Source organism: Polynucleobacter sp. JS-Safj-400b-B2 (assembly GCF_018881975.1).
Lineage (GTDB): Bacteria > Pseudomonadota > Gammaproteobacteria > Burkholderiales > Burkholderiaceae > Polynucleobacter.
Map to the genome: position 1 here is coordinate 71,808 of NZ_JACVPJ010000003.1, position 15,686 is coordinate 87,493.

General features: G+C 45.9%; 12 protein-coding genes. 2 read left to right on the forward strand and 10 right to left on the reverse strand.

Annotated features, from left to right (window positions below; all coding sequences use genetic code 11):
* Window positions 1-19: 19 nt before the first annotated feature.
* From ICN48_RS04145 to ICN48_RS04190, 10 genes are all read right to left on the reverse strand, one after another.
* Window positions 20-1,843, reverse strand: coding sequence for an ABC transporter ATP-binding protein/permease (locus ICN48_RS04145; RefSeq protein WP_216152461.1), 1,824 nt, complete (start codon window positions 1,841-1,843; stop codon window positions 20-22).
* 37 nt (window positions 1,844-1,880) lie between these two features.
* Window positions 1,881-2,333 carry a dihydroneopterin triphosphate diphosphatase gene (gene nudB / locus ICN48_RS04150; RefSeq protein ID WP_216152462.1) on the reverse strand — a complete coding sequence of 151 codons (453 nt, stop codon included), beginning with the start codon at window positions 2,331-2,333 and terminating at the stop codon, window positions 1,881-1,883.
* Between the two features lie 13 nt (window positions 2,334-2,346).
* Complete coding sequence (gene aspS / locus ICN48_RS04155; RefSeq protein WP_216152463.1) at window positions 2,347-4,146, reverse strand: aspartate--tRNA ligase; 1,800 nt, start codon at window positions 4,144-4,146, stop codon at window positions 2,347-2,349.
* A gap of 16 nt (window positions 4,147-4,162) precedes the next feature.
* The gene (locus ICN48_RS04160) at window positions 4,163-4,816 is read right to left on the reverse strand and encodes a DUF502 domain-containing protein (protein ID WP_216152464.1); all 654 of its coding nucleotides are present in this window, start codon (window positions 4,814-4,816) and stop codon (window positions 4,163-4,165) included.
* Window positions 4,817-4,868: 52 nt separating this feature from the next.
* Window positions 4,869-6,455 (reverse strand): ubiquinone biosynthesis regulatory protein kinase UbiB, encoded by a 1,587-nt coding sequence (ubiB, locus tag ICN48_RS04165; RefSeq protein ID WP_216152465.1) that lies wholly within the window; start codon window positions 6,453-6,455, stop codon window positions 4,869-4,871.
* A 3-nt stretch (window positions 6,456-6,458) separates the two neighbouring features.
* Window positions 6,459-7,079, reverse strand: a complete 621-nt coding sequence (locus tag ICN48_RS04170) for an SCP2 domain-containing protein (protein ID WP_216152466.1) — start codon at window positions 7,077-7,079, stop codon at window positions 6,459-6,461.
* A gap of 53 nt (window positions 7,080-7,132) precedes the next feature.
* Window positions 7,133-8,041, reverse strand: a complete 909-nt coding sequence (locus tag ICN48_RS04175) for a Tim44 domain-containing protein (protein ID WP_216152467.1) — start codon at window positions 8,039-8,041, stop codon at window positions 7,133-7,135.
* 70 nt (window positions 8,042-8,111) lie between these two features.
* Window positions 8,112-8,855 carry a bifunctional demethylmenaquinone methyltransferase/2-methoxy-6-polyprenyl-1,4-benzoquinol methylase UbiE gene (ubiE, locus tag ICN48_RS04180; protein WP_216152468.1) on the reverse strand — a complete coding sequence of 248 codons (744 nt, stop codon included), beginning with the start codon at window positions 8,853-8,855 and terminating at the stop codon, window positions 8,112-8,114.
* Complete coding sequence (locus ICN48_RS04185; protein ID WP_216152469.1) at window positions 8,855-9,253, reverse strand: gamma-butyrobetaine hydroxylase-like domain-containing protein; 399 nt, start codon at window positions 9,251-9,253, stop codon at window positions 8,855-8,857. The genes ubiE and ICN48_RS04185 overlap by 1 nt, the downstream gene beginning before the upstream one ends.
* Window positions 9,253-13,092 carry an FAD/FMN-binding oxidoreductase gene (locus tag ICN48_RS04190; protein ID WP_216152470.1) on the reverse strand — a complete coding sequence of 1,280 codons (3,840 nt, stop codon included), beginning with the start codon at window positions 13,090-13,092 and terminating at the stop codon, window positions 9,253-9,255. Before ICN48_RS04190 ends, ICN48_RS04185 begins: the two co-directional genes overlap by 1 nt.
* A gap of 134 nt (window positions 13,093-13,226) precedes the next feature.
* Here ICN48_RS04190 and ilvA point away from each other — a divergent pair, with 134 nt between their 5' ends.
* Entirely contained in the window at window positions 13,227-14,747 is a 1,521-nt protein-coding gene (gene ilvA / locus ICN48_RS04195) for a threonine ammonia-lyase, biosynthetic (protein WP_216152471.1), read from the forward strand.
* 12 nt (window positions 14,748-14,759) lie between these two features.
* Window positions 14,760-15,668 (forward strand): 5'-nucleotidase, encoded by a 909-nt coding sequence (locus ICN48_RS04200; protein WP_216152472.1) that lies wholly within the window; start codon window positions 14,760-14,762, stop codon window positions 15,666-15,668.
* Window positions 15,669-15,686: the final 18 nt, after the last annotated feature.

The window sequence follows — 15,686 nt, forward strand, 5'->3', positions numbered from 1 at the left end:
TCTAAGTTATCAAGCTATTCTAATCAAGGGCGGCACGTTCTTGCATTTGCCACATCTCAGCATATTTACCCTGATGGGCAAGCAGTTCCATATGGGTTCCACGTTCGACAATCTGTCCGTGATCCATGACCAATATTTGATCCGCATGAATAATCGTTGATAAACGATGAGCAATGATGAGGGTTGTTCGGTTCTTAGCCAAACCGAGCAGCTCGTCCTGAAAAGCACGTTCTGTTTTCGAATCTAACGCTGAGGTAGCCTCATCAAAAATCAACATGGCAGGCTTCTTCAGTAGTGTTCTAGCAATCGCTACGCGCTGCTTCTCACCACCCGAGAGCTTTAAGCCCCGCTCTCCCACCTGAGTGTCATACCCATCAGGTAAGCGCCTAATGAAGCTGTCGATTTGGGCTGCCCTAGCAGCCTCTTGCACCTCTTCAATGGTTGCTGAGGGATCGCCATAGGCAATGTTGTAGCCAATCGTATCATTAAATAGCACGGTGTCTTGCGGAACAATGCCAATTGCCTTGCGCAAACTAGCCTGTGTCACATCCCGAATATTCTGTCCATCAATCAGAATTTCTCCGACTTGAACATCGTAGAAGCGGAACAGTAATCTTGCCAAGGTGCTCTTACCTGCGCCACTTTGACCTACTACCGCAGTAATCGTTCCCGCAGGAATATTAAAACTAACATCACGCAAAATTTCACGCTTGGCTTCATAGTGAAACGATACATGCTCAAATCGCACATCGGGGCCATGGCCATGATTTTGAACCTGCAGTGGTTTTGCATCTGGGGAATCGGCAATCTCTTTATCAGTATTGAGCAAAGAGAACATACGATCCATATCAGTTAGAGACTGCTTAATTTCACGATAAATAACGCCCAAGAAATTGAGTGGTATGTAAAGCTGAATCATTAATGTATTAACTAAAACTAAATCACCTAAAGTCATCGTACCATTGACGACGCCTGCCGTAGCTCGCCATAGAATGAGCATCAGACCAATTGCAATAATGATCTGTTGGCCAAGATTCAGGAAGGCCAAGGTCTTTTGTGACTTCACTGCAGCCACTTGATAACGCAGCAAATTTTCATCGTAACGGCTAGCCTCAAAAGCTTCGTTACCAAAATACTTTACTGTCTCAAAGTTCAATAGAGAATCAATTGCTTTTTGATTGGCTTTTGAATCCATATCATTCATGGTTCGGCGGTAATGGGTGCGCCACTCTGTCACCACTACTGTAAAAGCAATATAGAAGACTAAAGCAATGAATGTAATTGCGGCAAACCAAATATCGTAGGAATAAGCAAGGTAGCCCAACACTAAACAAAACTCAATTAATGTTGGCAAGATGCTGTACAAGGAATATGAGATCAGCGACTGGATGCCGCGTGTACCACGTTCAATGTCTCGGCTAACGCCACCAGTTTGGCGGGCCAAGTGAAAGCTTAGCGCTAAAGAATGTAAATGCTCAAATACTTGGAGCGCTACTTTTCGAACAGCGTTCTGAGTTACCTTAGCAAATAAGGCCTCACGTAATTCTGCAAATACAGATGCGGAAATTCTTAATACGCCATAGGCGAAAATAATTCCCAGGGGCACTATTAGAAGAGCTTGAGGGGAGCTGGCTTTGATGTCTAAAGAGTCTATTAACTCCTTCATGACAATTGGAATACCTAAATTGGCAACCTTAGCTGCAAATAGGCAGCTCAAAGCAATCAATACCCTAAAGCGATACTCTAAAAGATAGGGGAGGAGATCGCGAATAACACGCCAATCACTGCGCCCTGGTGTTTTTGAATCTGCACTACCGTGATGATGCCCTGATGAATGTCTCATCACTCTATCTTATTCCTAATTCACTATTTAACTGAGCTTAGTTCGTAGAAAACAATTTCAGAATAGCCTCGCCGTTGCTAGGAGAAAAACATTTTTTAGCAGCATCTTCGTATGACAGCCACTCATAAGCTACATGCTCTCTTGGAGATAGTGTAATTTGAATGTTATCGGGAACCTCTAATGCAAACCAGTGCTCGATATTTCTGGTGACTCCAGGGGCATAACGAAAGCGCCACTCGGGGTAGATTTCATATTCGATTTGATGATGCATATTCTGCAATGCACCTGTTGGCAACTGATTAACAGCAATACCTGTTTCTTCAAACACTTCACGGCCGGCTGCCAAAGCCAAATCTTCATCGGGTTCATCAAGACTGCCGGTGACTGATTGCCAAAAACTCGAGCGATCAGCACGCTCTATTAATAAAACATCCCTATTCGATTTATAGATAACAACTAAAACCGAAATAGGGATTTTTAAGGTAGGCACTACTTAAGTTTCTTTAAGCAGCAGGTGTGGCTTGACGCAAACGGATATGCAACTCACGTAACTGACGCTCATCGACTGGGCTAGGAGCCTGAGTTAACAAGCATTGCGCGCGTTGAGTTTTAGGGAAGGCAATCACATCACGAATGGATTCTGCACCAGTCATCATGGTCACGATACGATCTAAACCGAAAGCAATACCACCATGTGGAGGTGCGCCATACTGAAGTGCATCCAATAAGAAACCAAACTTCGCTTGCGCTTCTTCTGGATTAATCTTCAATGCACGGAAGACTTGGCTTTGAACTGCTTCTTGATGAATACGAACAGAGCCGCCACCAATTTCACTACCGTTCAAGACCATGTCATACGCTTTAGCTAAGCACTTGCCTGGATCTGATTCCAGATACTTCATATGCTCGTCTTTAGGGCTAGTGAATGGATGATGGCAAGCAACCCAGCGGGCTTCACCTTCATCGTAATCAAACATTGGGAAATCAACTACCCACAATGGCTTCCAACCCTCAGTAAAGAGGCCATGCGCCTTGCCCCAAGCAGACTGACCAACACGTAAACGTAAATTACCAATCGCATCGTTTACTACTTTTTCTTTATCAGCACCGAAGAAAATAATGTCGCCATCTTTTGCACCAGTTCGCTTCAAGATTCCTTCAATTGCTACGTCATGCAAATTCTTAACGATTGGTGACTGCAAACCATTGCGACCTTCAGCAACAGAGTTCACCTTAATCCAAGCTAAACCCTTAGCACCATAGATACTCACAAATTGGGTGTAGTCATCGATTTCGCTACGACTGATTTCAGCGCCACCAGGAACACACAAGCCGACCACACGGCCACCAACTTGGTTAGCAGCACCTGAGAACACCTTGAAATCCACGTCTTTCATTAGATCGGTCAATTCAGTGAATTCAAAGTTCACACGCAAATCCGGCTTATCAGAGCCAAAACGTGCCATACCCTCGGAATAAGGCATGGTTGGGAATGGGTTAGGCAGCTCAACATTCATGGTCTTCTTGAAAATATGACGAATCATGTTTTCAAACAAATCACGAATTTCCAGTTCACTTAAGAAGGCTGTTTCACAGTCGATCTGAGTAAATTCAGGCTGACGATCAGCGCGCAAATCTTCATCACGGAAGCATTTAGTAATTTGATAGTAACGATCAAAGCCAGCAACCATTAGTAACTGTTTAAACAATTGTGGTGACTGTGGCAATGCAAAGAACTGGCCATCATGCACACGGGATGGCACTAAATAATCACGTGCACCTTCAGGAGTGCTCTTTGTCAACATTGGTGTTTCGATGTCGATAAAACCAGCATCATCCAAATAACGACGACACTCCATTGCAACGTTGTAACGTAAACGCAAATTCTTTTGCATTTGTGGGCGACGTAAATCTAATACACGATGAGTCAGGCGAGTAGTCTCAGATAAATTCTCATCATCGATTTGAAATGGTGGAGTTACGGAAGCATTCAGGATCACTAAGCTATGGCAAAGAATCTCTACTTTTCCACTAACTAAGTCGACGTTCTCGGTACCAGCAGGGCGTGCACGAACAAGGCCTTTGATCTGAATACAGAACTCGCTACGCACTTGCTCAGCAAGGGCAAACATCTCTGGACGATCGGGATCGCAAACAACTTGTACAAAACCTTCGCGGTCGCGCAAGTCAATAAAGATAACGCCTCCATGGTCACGGCGGCGGTTAACCCAGCCGGAGAGGGTGACTTCTTGACCAATCAGTGAATCAGTTACCTGGCCGCAGGTATGGCTTCGCATCAACATAACAATTTCCTATAAATCAAAAATGGTGTGGTAACTGAGATGTAGTTAATCCACTAGAACTATTGGGGGGAACAGAGCCCATTGAAACTATATGTTTCAAAGCCTCTTCCACACTCATCTCCAATTCAATCGTTTGTGCACGCGGCACAATCATGAAAAAACCAGAGGTAGGATTTGGGGTGGTTGGCAAGAAAACATTAACGTAGTCTTCGCCTAATTTGGCAGTTACTTCTTCAGCAGGTGCCCCGGTTTGAAAAGCAATCGCCCAGGAATCTGCATGTGGATAACGAATTAACAGGGCTTTACTAAAAGCTTGTCCACTTCCAGAAAATAAAGTGGATGAGACTTGCTGAACGCTGGAATAAATTGAACGAACAATCGGTATGCGATTAACAAATTTATCCCAGACCTTTAACCACCATTGTCCCGCAAAATTAATCGCAGTCAATCCAGTAAGAAGTATGACCGCAATCACAATCAATATTCCAACGGCCGGTAGATCACGGAAATGCTGCAAATCTCTAGCGGCATCTGCTGGAAGAACCACAATAATGGCGTGCATTACCGAACCAAAAACACCGTCGAGCAGGTTCAGACCCCAAGCAATCACCCAAACGGTGATCGACAATGGAGCCCAAACGAGGATGCCAGCAATAAAGTATTTTTTCATATGTTCTGCCTAACCCGCTATTTTAGCGGGTTAACGGCTAATCAGCGAGAGACTAATAAATGCGTAGGCTAATAATCAAAATTCCGGCCAAAAACCCGCCAGCAAAGAGCATTGCGCCAGCCAAGAGGCGATGTGTACGCCTTTCTTGGAGCAAAAGGGCCTTCAAGACCTCCAATTCGCCTGTTTGGTCTTTTATTTGATGCCTTCCTTGGGCAAGACTATCTGCAATTAGACGTGGCAATGTAGGCAGAATTTTGGCCCAAGTAGGCGCTTCTTCCTTGATGCCATCAATAAGACCACGCCACCCTAACTGCTTGCTTACCCATTTTTCCAGAATCGGTTTCGCTGTTTTCCACAGATCCAGATCAGGATCTAGCTGACGGGCTAGTCCCTCGACATTGAGGAGGGTTTTTTGCAATAAAGTGAGTTGCGGCTGAATTTCGACCTTAAAGCGGCGTGATGTTTGGAATAAACGCATCAGCACGATACCCAAAGAAATTTCCTTTAGCGGGCGATCAAAGTACGGCTCGCAAACTGATCGTACCGCACCCTCTAATTCTTCAACACGGGTATTGGCTGGAACCCAGCCTGATTCAACATGTAACTCAGCAACGCGACGGTAATCACGATTAAAAAATGCTAAGAAATTGAGTGCTAAATAATTTTTATCCGATTCACTTAATGCGCCGACAATTCCGAAGTCGAGTGAAATGAAACGACCGAATGTTTCAGGCTCCAAGCTAATCATAATGTTGCCGGGATGCATATCCGCATGAAAGAAACCATACTCGAATACTTGAGTAAAGAAGATTTCTACGCCATCAGAGGCCAACTTTTTAAAGTCAACACCCGCTTCTCTTAACGCCGCAGTTTTACCAATGGAGATGCCATACATTCTCTCCATCACAATCACATTGGTATGACATAAATCCCAGTACATCTCGGGAATCATCAGCTTTTGAGAATCCGCAAATTGTCTGCGTAGCTGGCTACCATTGGCAGCTTCACGCATGAGATCTAATTCATCGTGCAAGTGTCTATCAAATTCTGCGACGTTCTCTCGCGGCTTTAATCGACGACCATCCTCAGAAATCTTTTCTATGACTTTAGCTAAGTCATACATCAGCGCTATATCGCCATCAATCACCGGGAGAATGCCTGGACGTAAGACTTTAATAGCTACGGCGCGACCTTCCCACTCAGGGCGTTTATCTGTGCCCCGCAGTACACCGAAGTGGACTTGCGCAACAGATGCGCTAGCGACAGGAGTTGCATCAAAGCTAAGGAAGACTTCCTCGATCGGTTGCCCCAAATCCTTTTCAATCAAACGACGTGACTCTTCATTTGAGAATGGGGGAACCTGATCTTGTAATTTAGCCAATTCATTGGCGATGTCTTCTGGCAATAAATCACGACGAGTAGAAAGTACTTGGCCAAACTTCACAAAAATAGGGCCGAGTGCCTCTAGCGTTAATCGAATGCGGTCGCCCCTAGGTAAATGGCGTCCAGGAGAAGCCCAGCATAATATTGTTAAGAAACCTCGACGAATACCAGGCTTTAAAAGATCGCGCAGGAGGGGCAATAAACCATAACGCCATGCGGTAAAAAATATAAAAAAGAGACGAGCAATTCGACGCACGATTTATTTAGCCTTTTGCTCTAAAAGTTGAATGCGCTTTTCCATGCGATCTACAGACTCGCGCAATTCACTTAACTCAGATTTACGAACCATAAAGTCTCGTTTATTTAAAAGCACTTTCTTTTCTTCACTGACATACTCCACTACATTGTCCAGCAAATCGCTTGCAGCAGATCGAGTGGCAGAGATAAACTTTTTTCCCTGTCTTACGGCGAAATTAGCTGGTGCATCGCCCACCAAGCGAGCCAAGTCCTCCTCATATTCCCAGCGTAACTGTCCCGCGAGGCGACCTAACAATTGAGCCAAGTCTGCATCACCAGTAATTTTGATAGCCTTAAAAGCCTGCTCACGTAATGAACCTGAGCTACCGGCTAAATCGCTCAATGCTTTAGCAGAAACCTCCAAAGTGAGCGAAGGCGCTTCGATTTCTTTAAGGCTGACTAAACAACCATCGGGTTTAATCTCAAAACAAAGATTGCCCAGGGGTAGCTGCAACAAAATGGTTTTGTTTGCGTGCCGAGCCAACTCAGCCGAGGCCCAGGGCTCACTCCCCAAAACGTGATTAATCCCCCGGCAAGCTGCGCCAGAAGCAAACGTATGGGTGGTTGAAAAATGTCTATTCATGAGTGTAAAAAACCCGCACTAGTGCGGGTTTTCCGACGGAAAGTACCTAAAGCTTAAACCAACTGGGAGATGCCTGCTAGTACCCAGCCGCCAGGGCCGTCCAAAGGCTTACTTAAATTCCAGATTTCAGAGAAGTCGCTAGCTGGAGCACCCTGTTGCTCACGGATCATGCCGCTGAACTGAACGCTGCAGAAGTAATGACCATCAGCCGTCTCGATACCCAGGAGCTGTGCATTAATCGTGACGACATCCGTTTGATTGCTGCCATCGGTGCGGCCAGACAAATCTTGCTGAATCGTGGCAAACATATCGGGCGTTGTAAATTCACGCAAAGATGCAAGGTCGCCTTGATCCCAAGCTTTTTGTAAGCTCACGAAATATTGTTTTGCATTCTCCAAAAATGCTTGCTGATCAAATCCTGGGGGTAAGGTTGACTGAAATACCTCAGGCTCAGCACTCACACCACCGAATGCATTTGCAGCAGGCGTAAAAGCAGGTTCCTGTCTTGGAGACTCTACGCTACTGCGTTGCATACCCTGTGGCGGTACATTGGCATTCTGACCAGCGCCAGACAATGCAGGCAACAGTTTACGAATAATGAACATGATGACAAAGCCTGCCAACATCGCGATAAGCAAACCAGTAATGAGAGAAGATGCTGCCTCACCCATTCCGAAGTGGGATAAGAGATAGCCGATTCCCAAGCCTGCAGCTAAGCCGCCTAAAATGCCGCCCATGCCACCAAAACGACTAGGTGCGGGTGCTTGCGGAGCTGGGGCCGGAGCAGTCGGCTGCGCTTGCTGAACTGGCTTTTGCACAGGAGCAGCCTGACGTTGCATTGGTGCACTTGGCGCGCGACCAAGACTTCTTCCGCCGCCTAAGCGGGCAGCATCAACCTGACCAACCATTGCAATGATCAAAGTAAAACTCAAGAGAACTGCTTTAAAAAAATGTTTATTCATTTTTATATTTACCCCTTCTTTTAACTACTAAAATTCTTTAGTTTTTAAGAGCTTAAAAACTATACAACCATCAGTATTTAATACCAATATGTAAGGCAACGATACCCCCAGTCATCCTGTGGGTTTCCACTTCATCAAAACCAACCCCCAGCATCATTTCTTTGAGGGTTTCTGCATCGGGATGCATGCGAATCGATTCAGCTAGATAGCGATAGCTTTCTGAATCTTGCGCAATCTTCTCACCCAACCAAGGCAAAACCTTAAAGGAATAAGTGTCATAAACCGGCTGTAAAAAAGCATCTGGCTTAGAAAATTCCAAGACCAAGACTCGGCCGCCCGGCTTAATCACGCGCAGCATTTCACCTAAAGCAACATCTTTGTGAGTCATATTGCGTAAACCAAAAGCAACAGTCACCACATCAAAATGATTATTGGGAAAAGGAATTTTTTCAGCATCAAACTGCACGCAAGGCAAAGCCATACCGTGATCCAATAGACGGTCACGCCCCACCCCCAACATAGAGGCGTTGATATCACTTAACCAAACTTGAGCATCTGGGTTGCGCCCCCAATCAGCCGCTTTTGCGAAAGCTGCGGCGAGATCGCCAGTACCACCAGCAATATCCAAAATCTTTTGGCCAGGACGAACATTTGCGCGAGCAATCGTCACTTTTTTCCAAACACGATGCAGGCCAAATGACATCAGGTCATTCATCACATCGTATTTACTGGCTACCGAATGAAATACCTCAGCAACCTTGCCAGCCTTCTCCGACTCGTCAACACTTTTATATCCGAAGTGCGTTTTACTCATTAGTGGCTTCCACAAGAATGGCCTGATGCGCCACCAGGCTGGCCCATTGGCGTATCACGGTCTACACCAGCAGCAGCCAATTTATCTAGATGCTCTTTCCATAATTGCTCCTGGTTCTCACACAGAAACAATAAGTAGTCCCAGGTATATAAGCCAGAGTCATGCCCATCAGAAAAGCTAGGCTTGAGGGCATAGTGCCCTACTGGCTCAAGGTTAGCTATCAAGACATCGCGCTTCCCAGTTTGCAATGTTTCCTGTCCCGGGCCGTGACCTTGGACTTCAGCAGAGGGTGATAAAACTCTTAACAATTCAAAAGGCAAACGATAGGTCTTGCTGTTCTCATATGAGAGCTCCAAGACCTTGGATTGCTGATGCACAACGATATTGCCTGGAATCATTAAACGAGAACCCTCTCAATACCGCCTTGGTTTGCCTTGGTTACGTAGTCTTGCATCCAATCCTTACCCAGTATCTTTTGAGCCATCTCCACAACAATGTAATCGGCTGTTGTGTCGCTATCAGCATCGAAGCGCGTGAGACCTTGTAAGCATGAAGGGCAACTGGTTAACACTTTGACATCACCAGTGAAATCATCTTTACGTAAATCATTTGCGCCTTTTTCCATCTCAATCTGTTTACGGAAACGTACTTGAGTAGAAATATCGGGACGAGTCACGGCCAATGTTCCAGATTCACCACAGCAACGATCATTCTTTTGAATGGCCTTGCCATCCTCTAATTGAATGAGCTCATTAACAGTCTTCAAAGGGTCTTGAAGCTTCATTGGTGAGTGACAAGGGTCGTGATACATATACTTCACGCCCGTAACGCCAGAGAGCTTTACGCCTTTCTCTGCTAAAAACTCATGAATATCAATAATGCGGCAGCCAGGGAATATCTGCTCAAACTGATATCCAGCTAACTGGTCATAACAAGTGCCGCAAGAAACCACTACGGTCTTGATATCCAGATAATTGAGAGTATTGGCAACGCGATGGAATAACACGCGGTTATCCGTAATCATCTTGTCTGCTTTATCGAAGTCGCCATTGCCACGTTGGGGATAACCACAACAGAGGTAGCCAGGCGGCAGAACAGTTTGTACGCCAACATTCCACAACATGGCTTGTGTAGCTAAACCAACCTGCGAGAACAAACGCTCAGACCCACAACCCGGGAAGTAAAACACCGCTTCAGTATCTGCAGAAGTTGTTTTAGGATCACGAATAATAGGAACGTAGTTTGCATCTTCAATATCTAATAAAGCACGCGCTGTTTTCTTAGGAAGATTGCCAGGCATCTTCTTATTTACAAAGAAGATTACCTGCTCTTTAACGCTTGGCTTTCCAACTGTTGCAGGCGGATGAGCAGTTTGTTGTTTTGCAAACTTACGCAATACATCATTGCCCAAGCGTTGTAACTTATAACCCCAACCAATCATGGTCTTGCGAGCAAGATTAATACTTTCTGGACTAGTTGCATTTAAGAAGAACATGGATGCAGCGGTACCAGGATTAAAGCGCTGCTGTCCCATCTTGCGTAAGAGGTTACGCATATTCATGGTCACATCACCAAAGTCAATCTTGACCGGGCAAGGCGTTAAACACTTGTGACATACCGTGCAGTGTGCAGCTACATCATCAAACATTTCCCAATGGCGAATCGAAACACCACGGCGAGTCTGCTCTTCATACAAGAAGGCTTCGATTAATAAAGAAGTAGCTAGGATCTTGTCACGCGGGCTATAGAGCAGGTTTGCACGTGGTACGTGGGTTGAGCAAACAGGCTTGCATTTACCGCAACGTAAACAATCTTTCACACTATCAGCAATCGCTCCAATATCGCTTTGTTGCATGATGATCGACTCGTGACCCATCAAGCCAAAGCTTGGTGTGTAGGCCATACTGAGATCAGCATGAGGCATCAACTTGCCTTTGTTAAAGCGACCTTCTGGATCTACGCGATTCTTATAGCTACGAAAGTCTTTAAGCTCGGCTTCAGTTAAATACTCTAGCTTGGTAATACCAATTCCATGCTCGCCAGAAATCACACCGTCTAAAGAGCGTGCTAGTTTCATAATACGATCTACCGCACTATGTGCATCTTGCAGCATCTCGTAGTCATCGGAGTTCACCGGAATATTGGTGTGAACGTTGCCATCTCCAGCGTGCATATGAAGAGCTACGAATACACGCTTACGCAAAATGTTTTTGTGGATTGCCTCTAACTCAGCCAGAATCGGCTCAAATGCAAGACCGCCGAAAATGATCCGCAGCTCTGAGCGCACTTCTTCTTTCCAAGAGCCACGCAAGCTGTAGTCCTGCAAGCGTGGGAAATAAGAGTCCATCTCAGTGAGCCACTCCGCCCAACGTCCACGCACCTTAGCAATAAGCTCCAAGGCTTGCTGAACCCGATCACCCAAGATTTCTGCTGTAGGGATTTCATATTCAGCATCACTCTTGCCCAGTGGTAGTGCACTCTTTTTCAAGAAAGCCTCAAGGCCATCAAGCACTTGCAGCTTATTTTTGAGTGAAAGCTCTATATTGATGCGTTCGATACCATCGGTGTACTCGCCCATACGAGGCAAAGGAATCACGACGTCTTCGTTAATCTTAAAAGCATTGGTATGACGAGCAATCGCAGCTGTACGAGCACGATCTAGCCAGAACTTTTTGCGAGCCTCAGCACTAACGGCCACAAAACCTTCGCCAACACGTAAGTTAGCCATGCGCACTACTTCACTAGTAGCGGCGGCAACAGCCTCTTCATTATCGCCGGCAATATCGCCAATCAATACCATCTTCGGCAAGCTATTGCGCTTTGATTTAGTAGAGTAGCCAACCGCTTTTAAGTAGCGATCATCCAAATGCTCAAGACCAGCCAAAATTGGGCCGCCCTGCTTGCTTAAGCCATCTAAATACGCTTTGATCTCGACAATACTTGGGATAGCTTCTCGTGCTTGACCAAAAAACTCCAGGCAAACAGTACGCATGAATTTCGGCATGCGATGCAATATCCAAGTTGCGCTAGTGATCAAACCATCGCAACCTTCTTTTTGTACGCCAGGTAAACCTGATAAAAATTTATCGGTAACGTCTTTACCTAAACCTTCTTTGCGGAAGCGCCGACCTTCAACTTCTAATAATTCTTTTTTGAGAATGCGCTCACCTGGTTCACTATTTCCATCAGACCAAGTCAACTGAAAGCGCACAGTCGCCACATCATGGATCTTGCCCATATTGTGTTCAAGACGTTCAACATCCAACCAATTACCTTCGGGGTCAACCATGCGCCAGCTAGCAAGATTGTCTAAGGCAGTTCCCCAAAGAACAGCTTTCTTACCACCAGCGTTCATGGCAATATTGCCACCAATACAACTTGCATCGGCAGAAGTAGGATCGACCGCAAACACAAGACCAGCAAGCTCTGCAGCATCCGATACTCGACGGGTAACAACGCCAGCACCAGTAAAGATTGTTGGTACTTCGCTATCAAGCCCTGGTAGCTTCTTAGTTTTTACGCCGCCAATATCTTGTAACTTCTCAGTGTTGATCACTGCAGACATTGCGTAAAGTGGAATCGCGCCACCGGTATAACCAGTGCCGCCTCCGCGAGGAATAATGGTCAGACCTAATTCAACGCAGGCTTTTACTAAGCCCGGGATTTCTGATTCGTAATCCGGCTTTAGAACAACTAGCGGAAACTCAACACGCCAGTCAGTTGCATCAGTAACGTGCGCAGCGCGAGAAACGCCATCAAAACAAATATTGTCTGAAGCAGTGTGGCGACCCAACTCCTTACGAGCACGCTTACGTATGACTTCAACTTCTTTAAATCCGTTTTCGAAATTTTCAATTGCGCGATAGGCAGCACTTAATAGGATATCTACTTGATCTGCAGAATCGCCACCATTGCGCTTCTTCACTTCGCCCAAGCGATGCCATAAAGCATCGGTTAATTGTTTGCGACGAGTTGGGCTATCAAGCAAGTCATCTTGCAAGAAAGGGTTGCGCTGTACTACCCAAATATCACCGAGGATTTCAAATAACATGCGAGCAGAACGACCCGTGCGACGAACACCACGTAGGTTATTCAGAACGTGCCACGACTCCTCGCCCAGCAAGCGAATAACAATCTCTCGATCAGAAAAGGAGGTGTAGTTGTAGGGGATTTCACGAAGACGGGGGGAGCCCGCCTCAGCATCCAACAACTGGTTTAAAGCCAATGGTGCGTTCATAGCGACATATTTGATAAATAAGCATTTTAATAGAGCGAACCTGATAGTGGCAGGATTCCGAGAAAGTTGCTCCCAAAACAGATAAACCCTTGCAAATCTAAGGGCTTAGAAGCCATCCGTGGTACGCTCATCAGATGGCAACGAACTATTTAAAGAAAATTTTATCGGCTCGCGTCTATGACGTAGCCAGAGAAACAGAGCTTCAGGTCGCCCCAGAACTGACAAAACGTTTGGGCAACCAGGTTCTCCTCAAAAGAGAAGATAACCAACCTGTTTTCTCCTTCAAACTGCGTGGTGCCTATAACAAAATGGCCCATTTACCCCCAGAAGCCCTAAAACGCGGGGTTATTGCTGCTTCTGCCGGTAATCATGCCCAAGGCGTAGCCCTATCAGCCGCCAAAATGAAGTGCAAGGCCGTGATCGTGATGCCAGTAACCACTCCGAGCGTCAAAATCGATGCAGTAAAGGCAAGGGGCGGATCTTGGGTAGAAATCATCCTGCATGGTGAATCCTATAGTGACGCATTCAAGCAATCAGAAATTTTAGGCAAGAAACGCGGCCTCACTTTTGTCCATCCTTTTGATGATCCTGATGTCATTGCCGGGCAAGGAACAATCGCCCACGAGATCTTTACTCAATACGAAAAACCGATTGATGCAGTTTTTGTAGCCATCGGTGGCGGTGGCTTGATTTCTGGCATTGGCGAATACATCAAAGCCGTTAGCCCCAAAACAAAAGTAATCGGCGTTCAAGCTTCTGACTCCGATGCCATGAATCAATCACTGAAGGCAAATAAACGCATTGAGATGAAAGATGTTGGTTTATTTTCTGATGGCACTGCAGTCAAGTTAGTCGGCAAAGAAACATTTCGCATCTGCAAAAAAGTTGTAGATGAAATTGTTACCGTTGATACCGATGAAATCTGTGCAGCTATAAATGATGTCTTTACTGATACCCGCAGTATTCTTGAGCCTGCTGGCGCACTTGCCATTGCGGGCATGAAGAAGTATGTCGAGAAAAAACGCATCAAGAAGAAAACCCTAGTGGCTGTGGCTTGCGGGGCCAACATGAACTTTAGTCGCCTGCGCTTTGTGGCTGAGCGCGCAGACGTTGGCGAGTTCCGCGAAGCGGTATTTGCCGTAACTATTCCCGAAGAGCGCGGCTCTTTTAAACGCTTCTGTGAATTGCTTGGCAAGCGCAATGTAACTGAATTTAATTATCGTATTGGCGATCAAAGTGAAGCGCATATTTTTGTTGGCATTGGCACGCAAAAAGCCGGCGATAGCGAAGCGATTGCAAAGCATTTCCGTAAAGCAAAGTTCGCAACAATTGACTTAACTCATGATGAGTTAGCAAAATCACACTTACGTCATATGGTGGGTGGTCACTCTGCGCTTGCTAATGATGAATTGCTCTACCGTTTTGAATTTCCAGAGCGCCCAGGTGCTTTGATGAAATTCTTAACCAGCATGGCGCCAAACTGGAATATCAGCCTGTTCCATTACCGCAATCATGGCGCTGACTATGGTCGTATTTTGATTGGTATTCAGGTTCCCAAGAATGAGCAAAAGAAATTCCAAAGTTTCTTGGCAACCCTAGGTTATCCGCACTGGGATGAAACCAATAACTCTGCATATCGCCTGTTCCTGAAATAGAGTCAGTTAGAGATGTCATACACACTCACCGGAAAACTTGTCGTCGCGATCTCATCGCGTGCCCTATTTGATTTCGAGGAAGAAAATCGCATCTTCGAATCGACCGATGACAGCGCCTATATGAAGCTACAACTCGAGCGACTGAGTGAGGCAGCCCAAAAGGGCGTAGCTTTCCCACTAGTCAAGAAACTCCTCGCCTTTAATGATGAGGGTGAACAGCGGGTTGAAGTGGTGATCCTTTCCCGCAATGACCCAGTCAGCGGCCTGCGGGTGTTCCGCTCGGCAGAACACCATGGCTTACATTTAGAGCGTGGTGTTTTCACCAGAGGCAGACCTCCGTATCACTACCTGCGCTCTCTGCATGCCAATCTCTTCTTGTCTGCGAATGAGGATGATGTGAGAGCGACGATCGATGCAGGTTTTCCTGCAGCGCGCGTATATCCAGAGTCCAGCAAAACTGCTGAGTCTCACCCCAATGAAATACGTATCGCATTTGACGGAGACGCAGTGTTGTTCTCTGATGAAGCCGAACAAGTATTTCAGAAAAAAGGTTTGGAAGCATTTGTCGATCATGAGAGCAAGAAGGTTGATATTCCATTACCTCCAGGCCCATTCAAGCCGTTATTGGAGGCACTTCATAGACTGCAACGCTCTACTAGCGAAAACGGGATGCGCATTCGTACCGCACTAGTCACGGCACGCTCTGCCCCGGCACATGAACGCGCCATACGAACATTGATGGCATGGGGTATTGATGTGGATGAGGCCATGTTCTTAGGTGGCTTATCTAAGAGTGAGTTCTTACGAGAGTTCGAGCCAGACTTTTTCTTTGATGATCAAACAGGTCATTGCCAATCAGCAGCTTCTGTAGCCCCAACTGGCCATGTTGTATCAGGCGTATCGAACAAACCAAAAAACTAAAAATATAACGACTCAAAA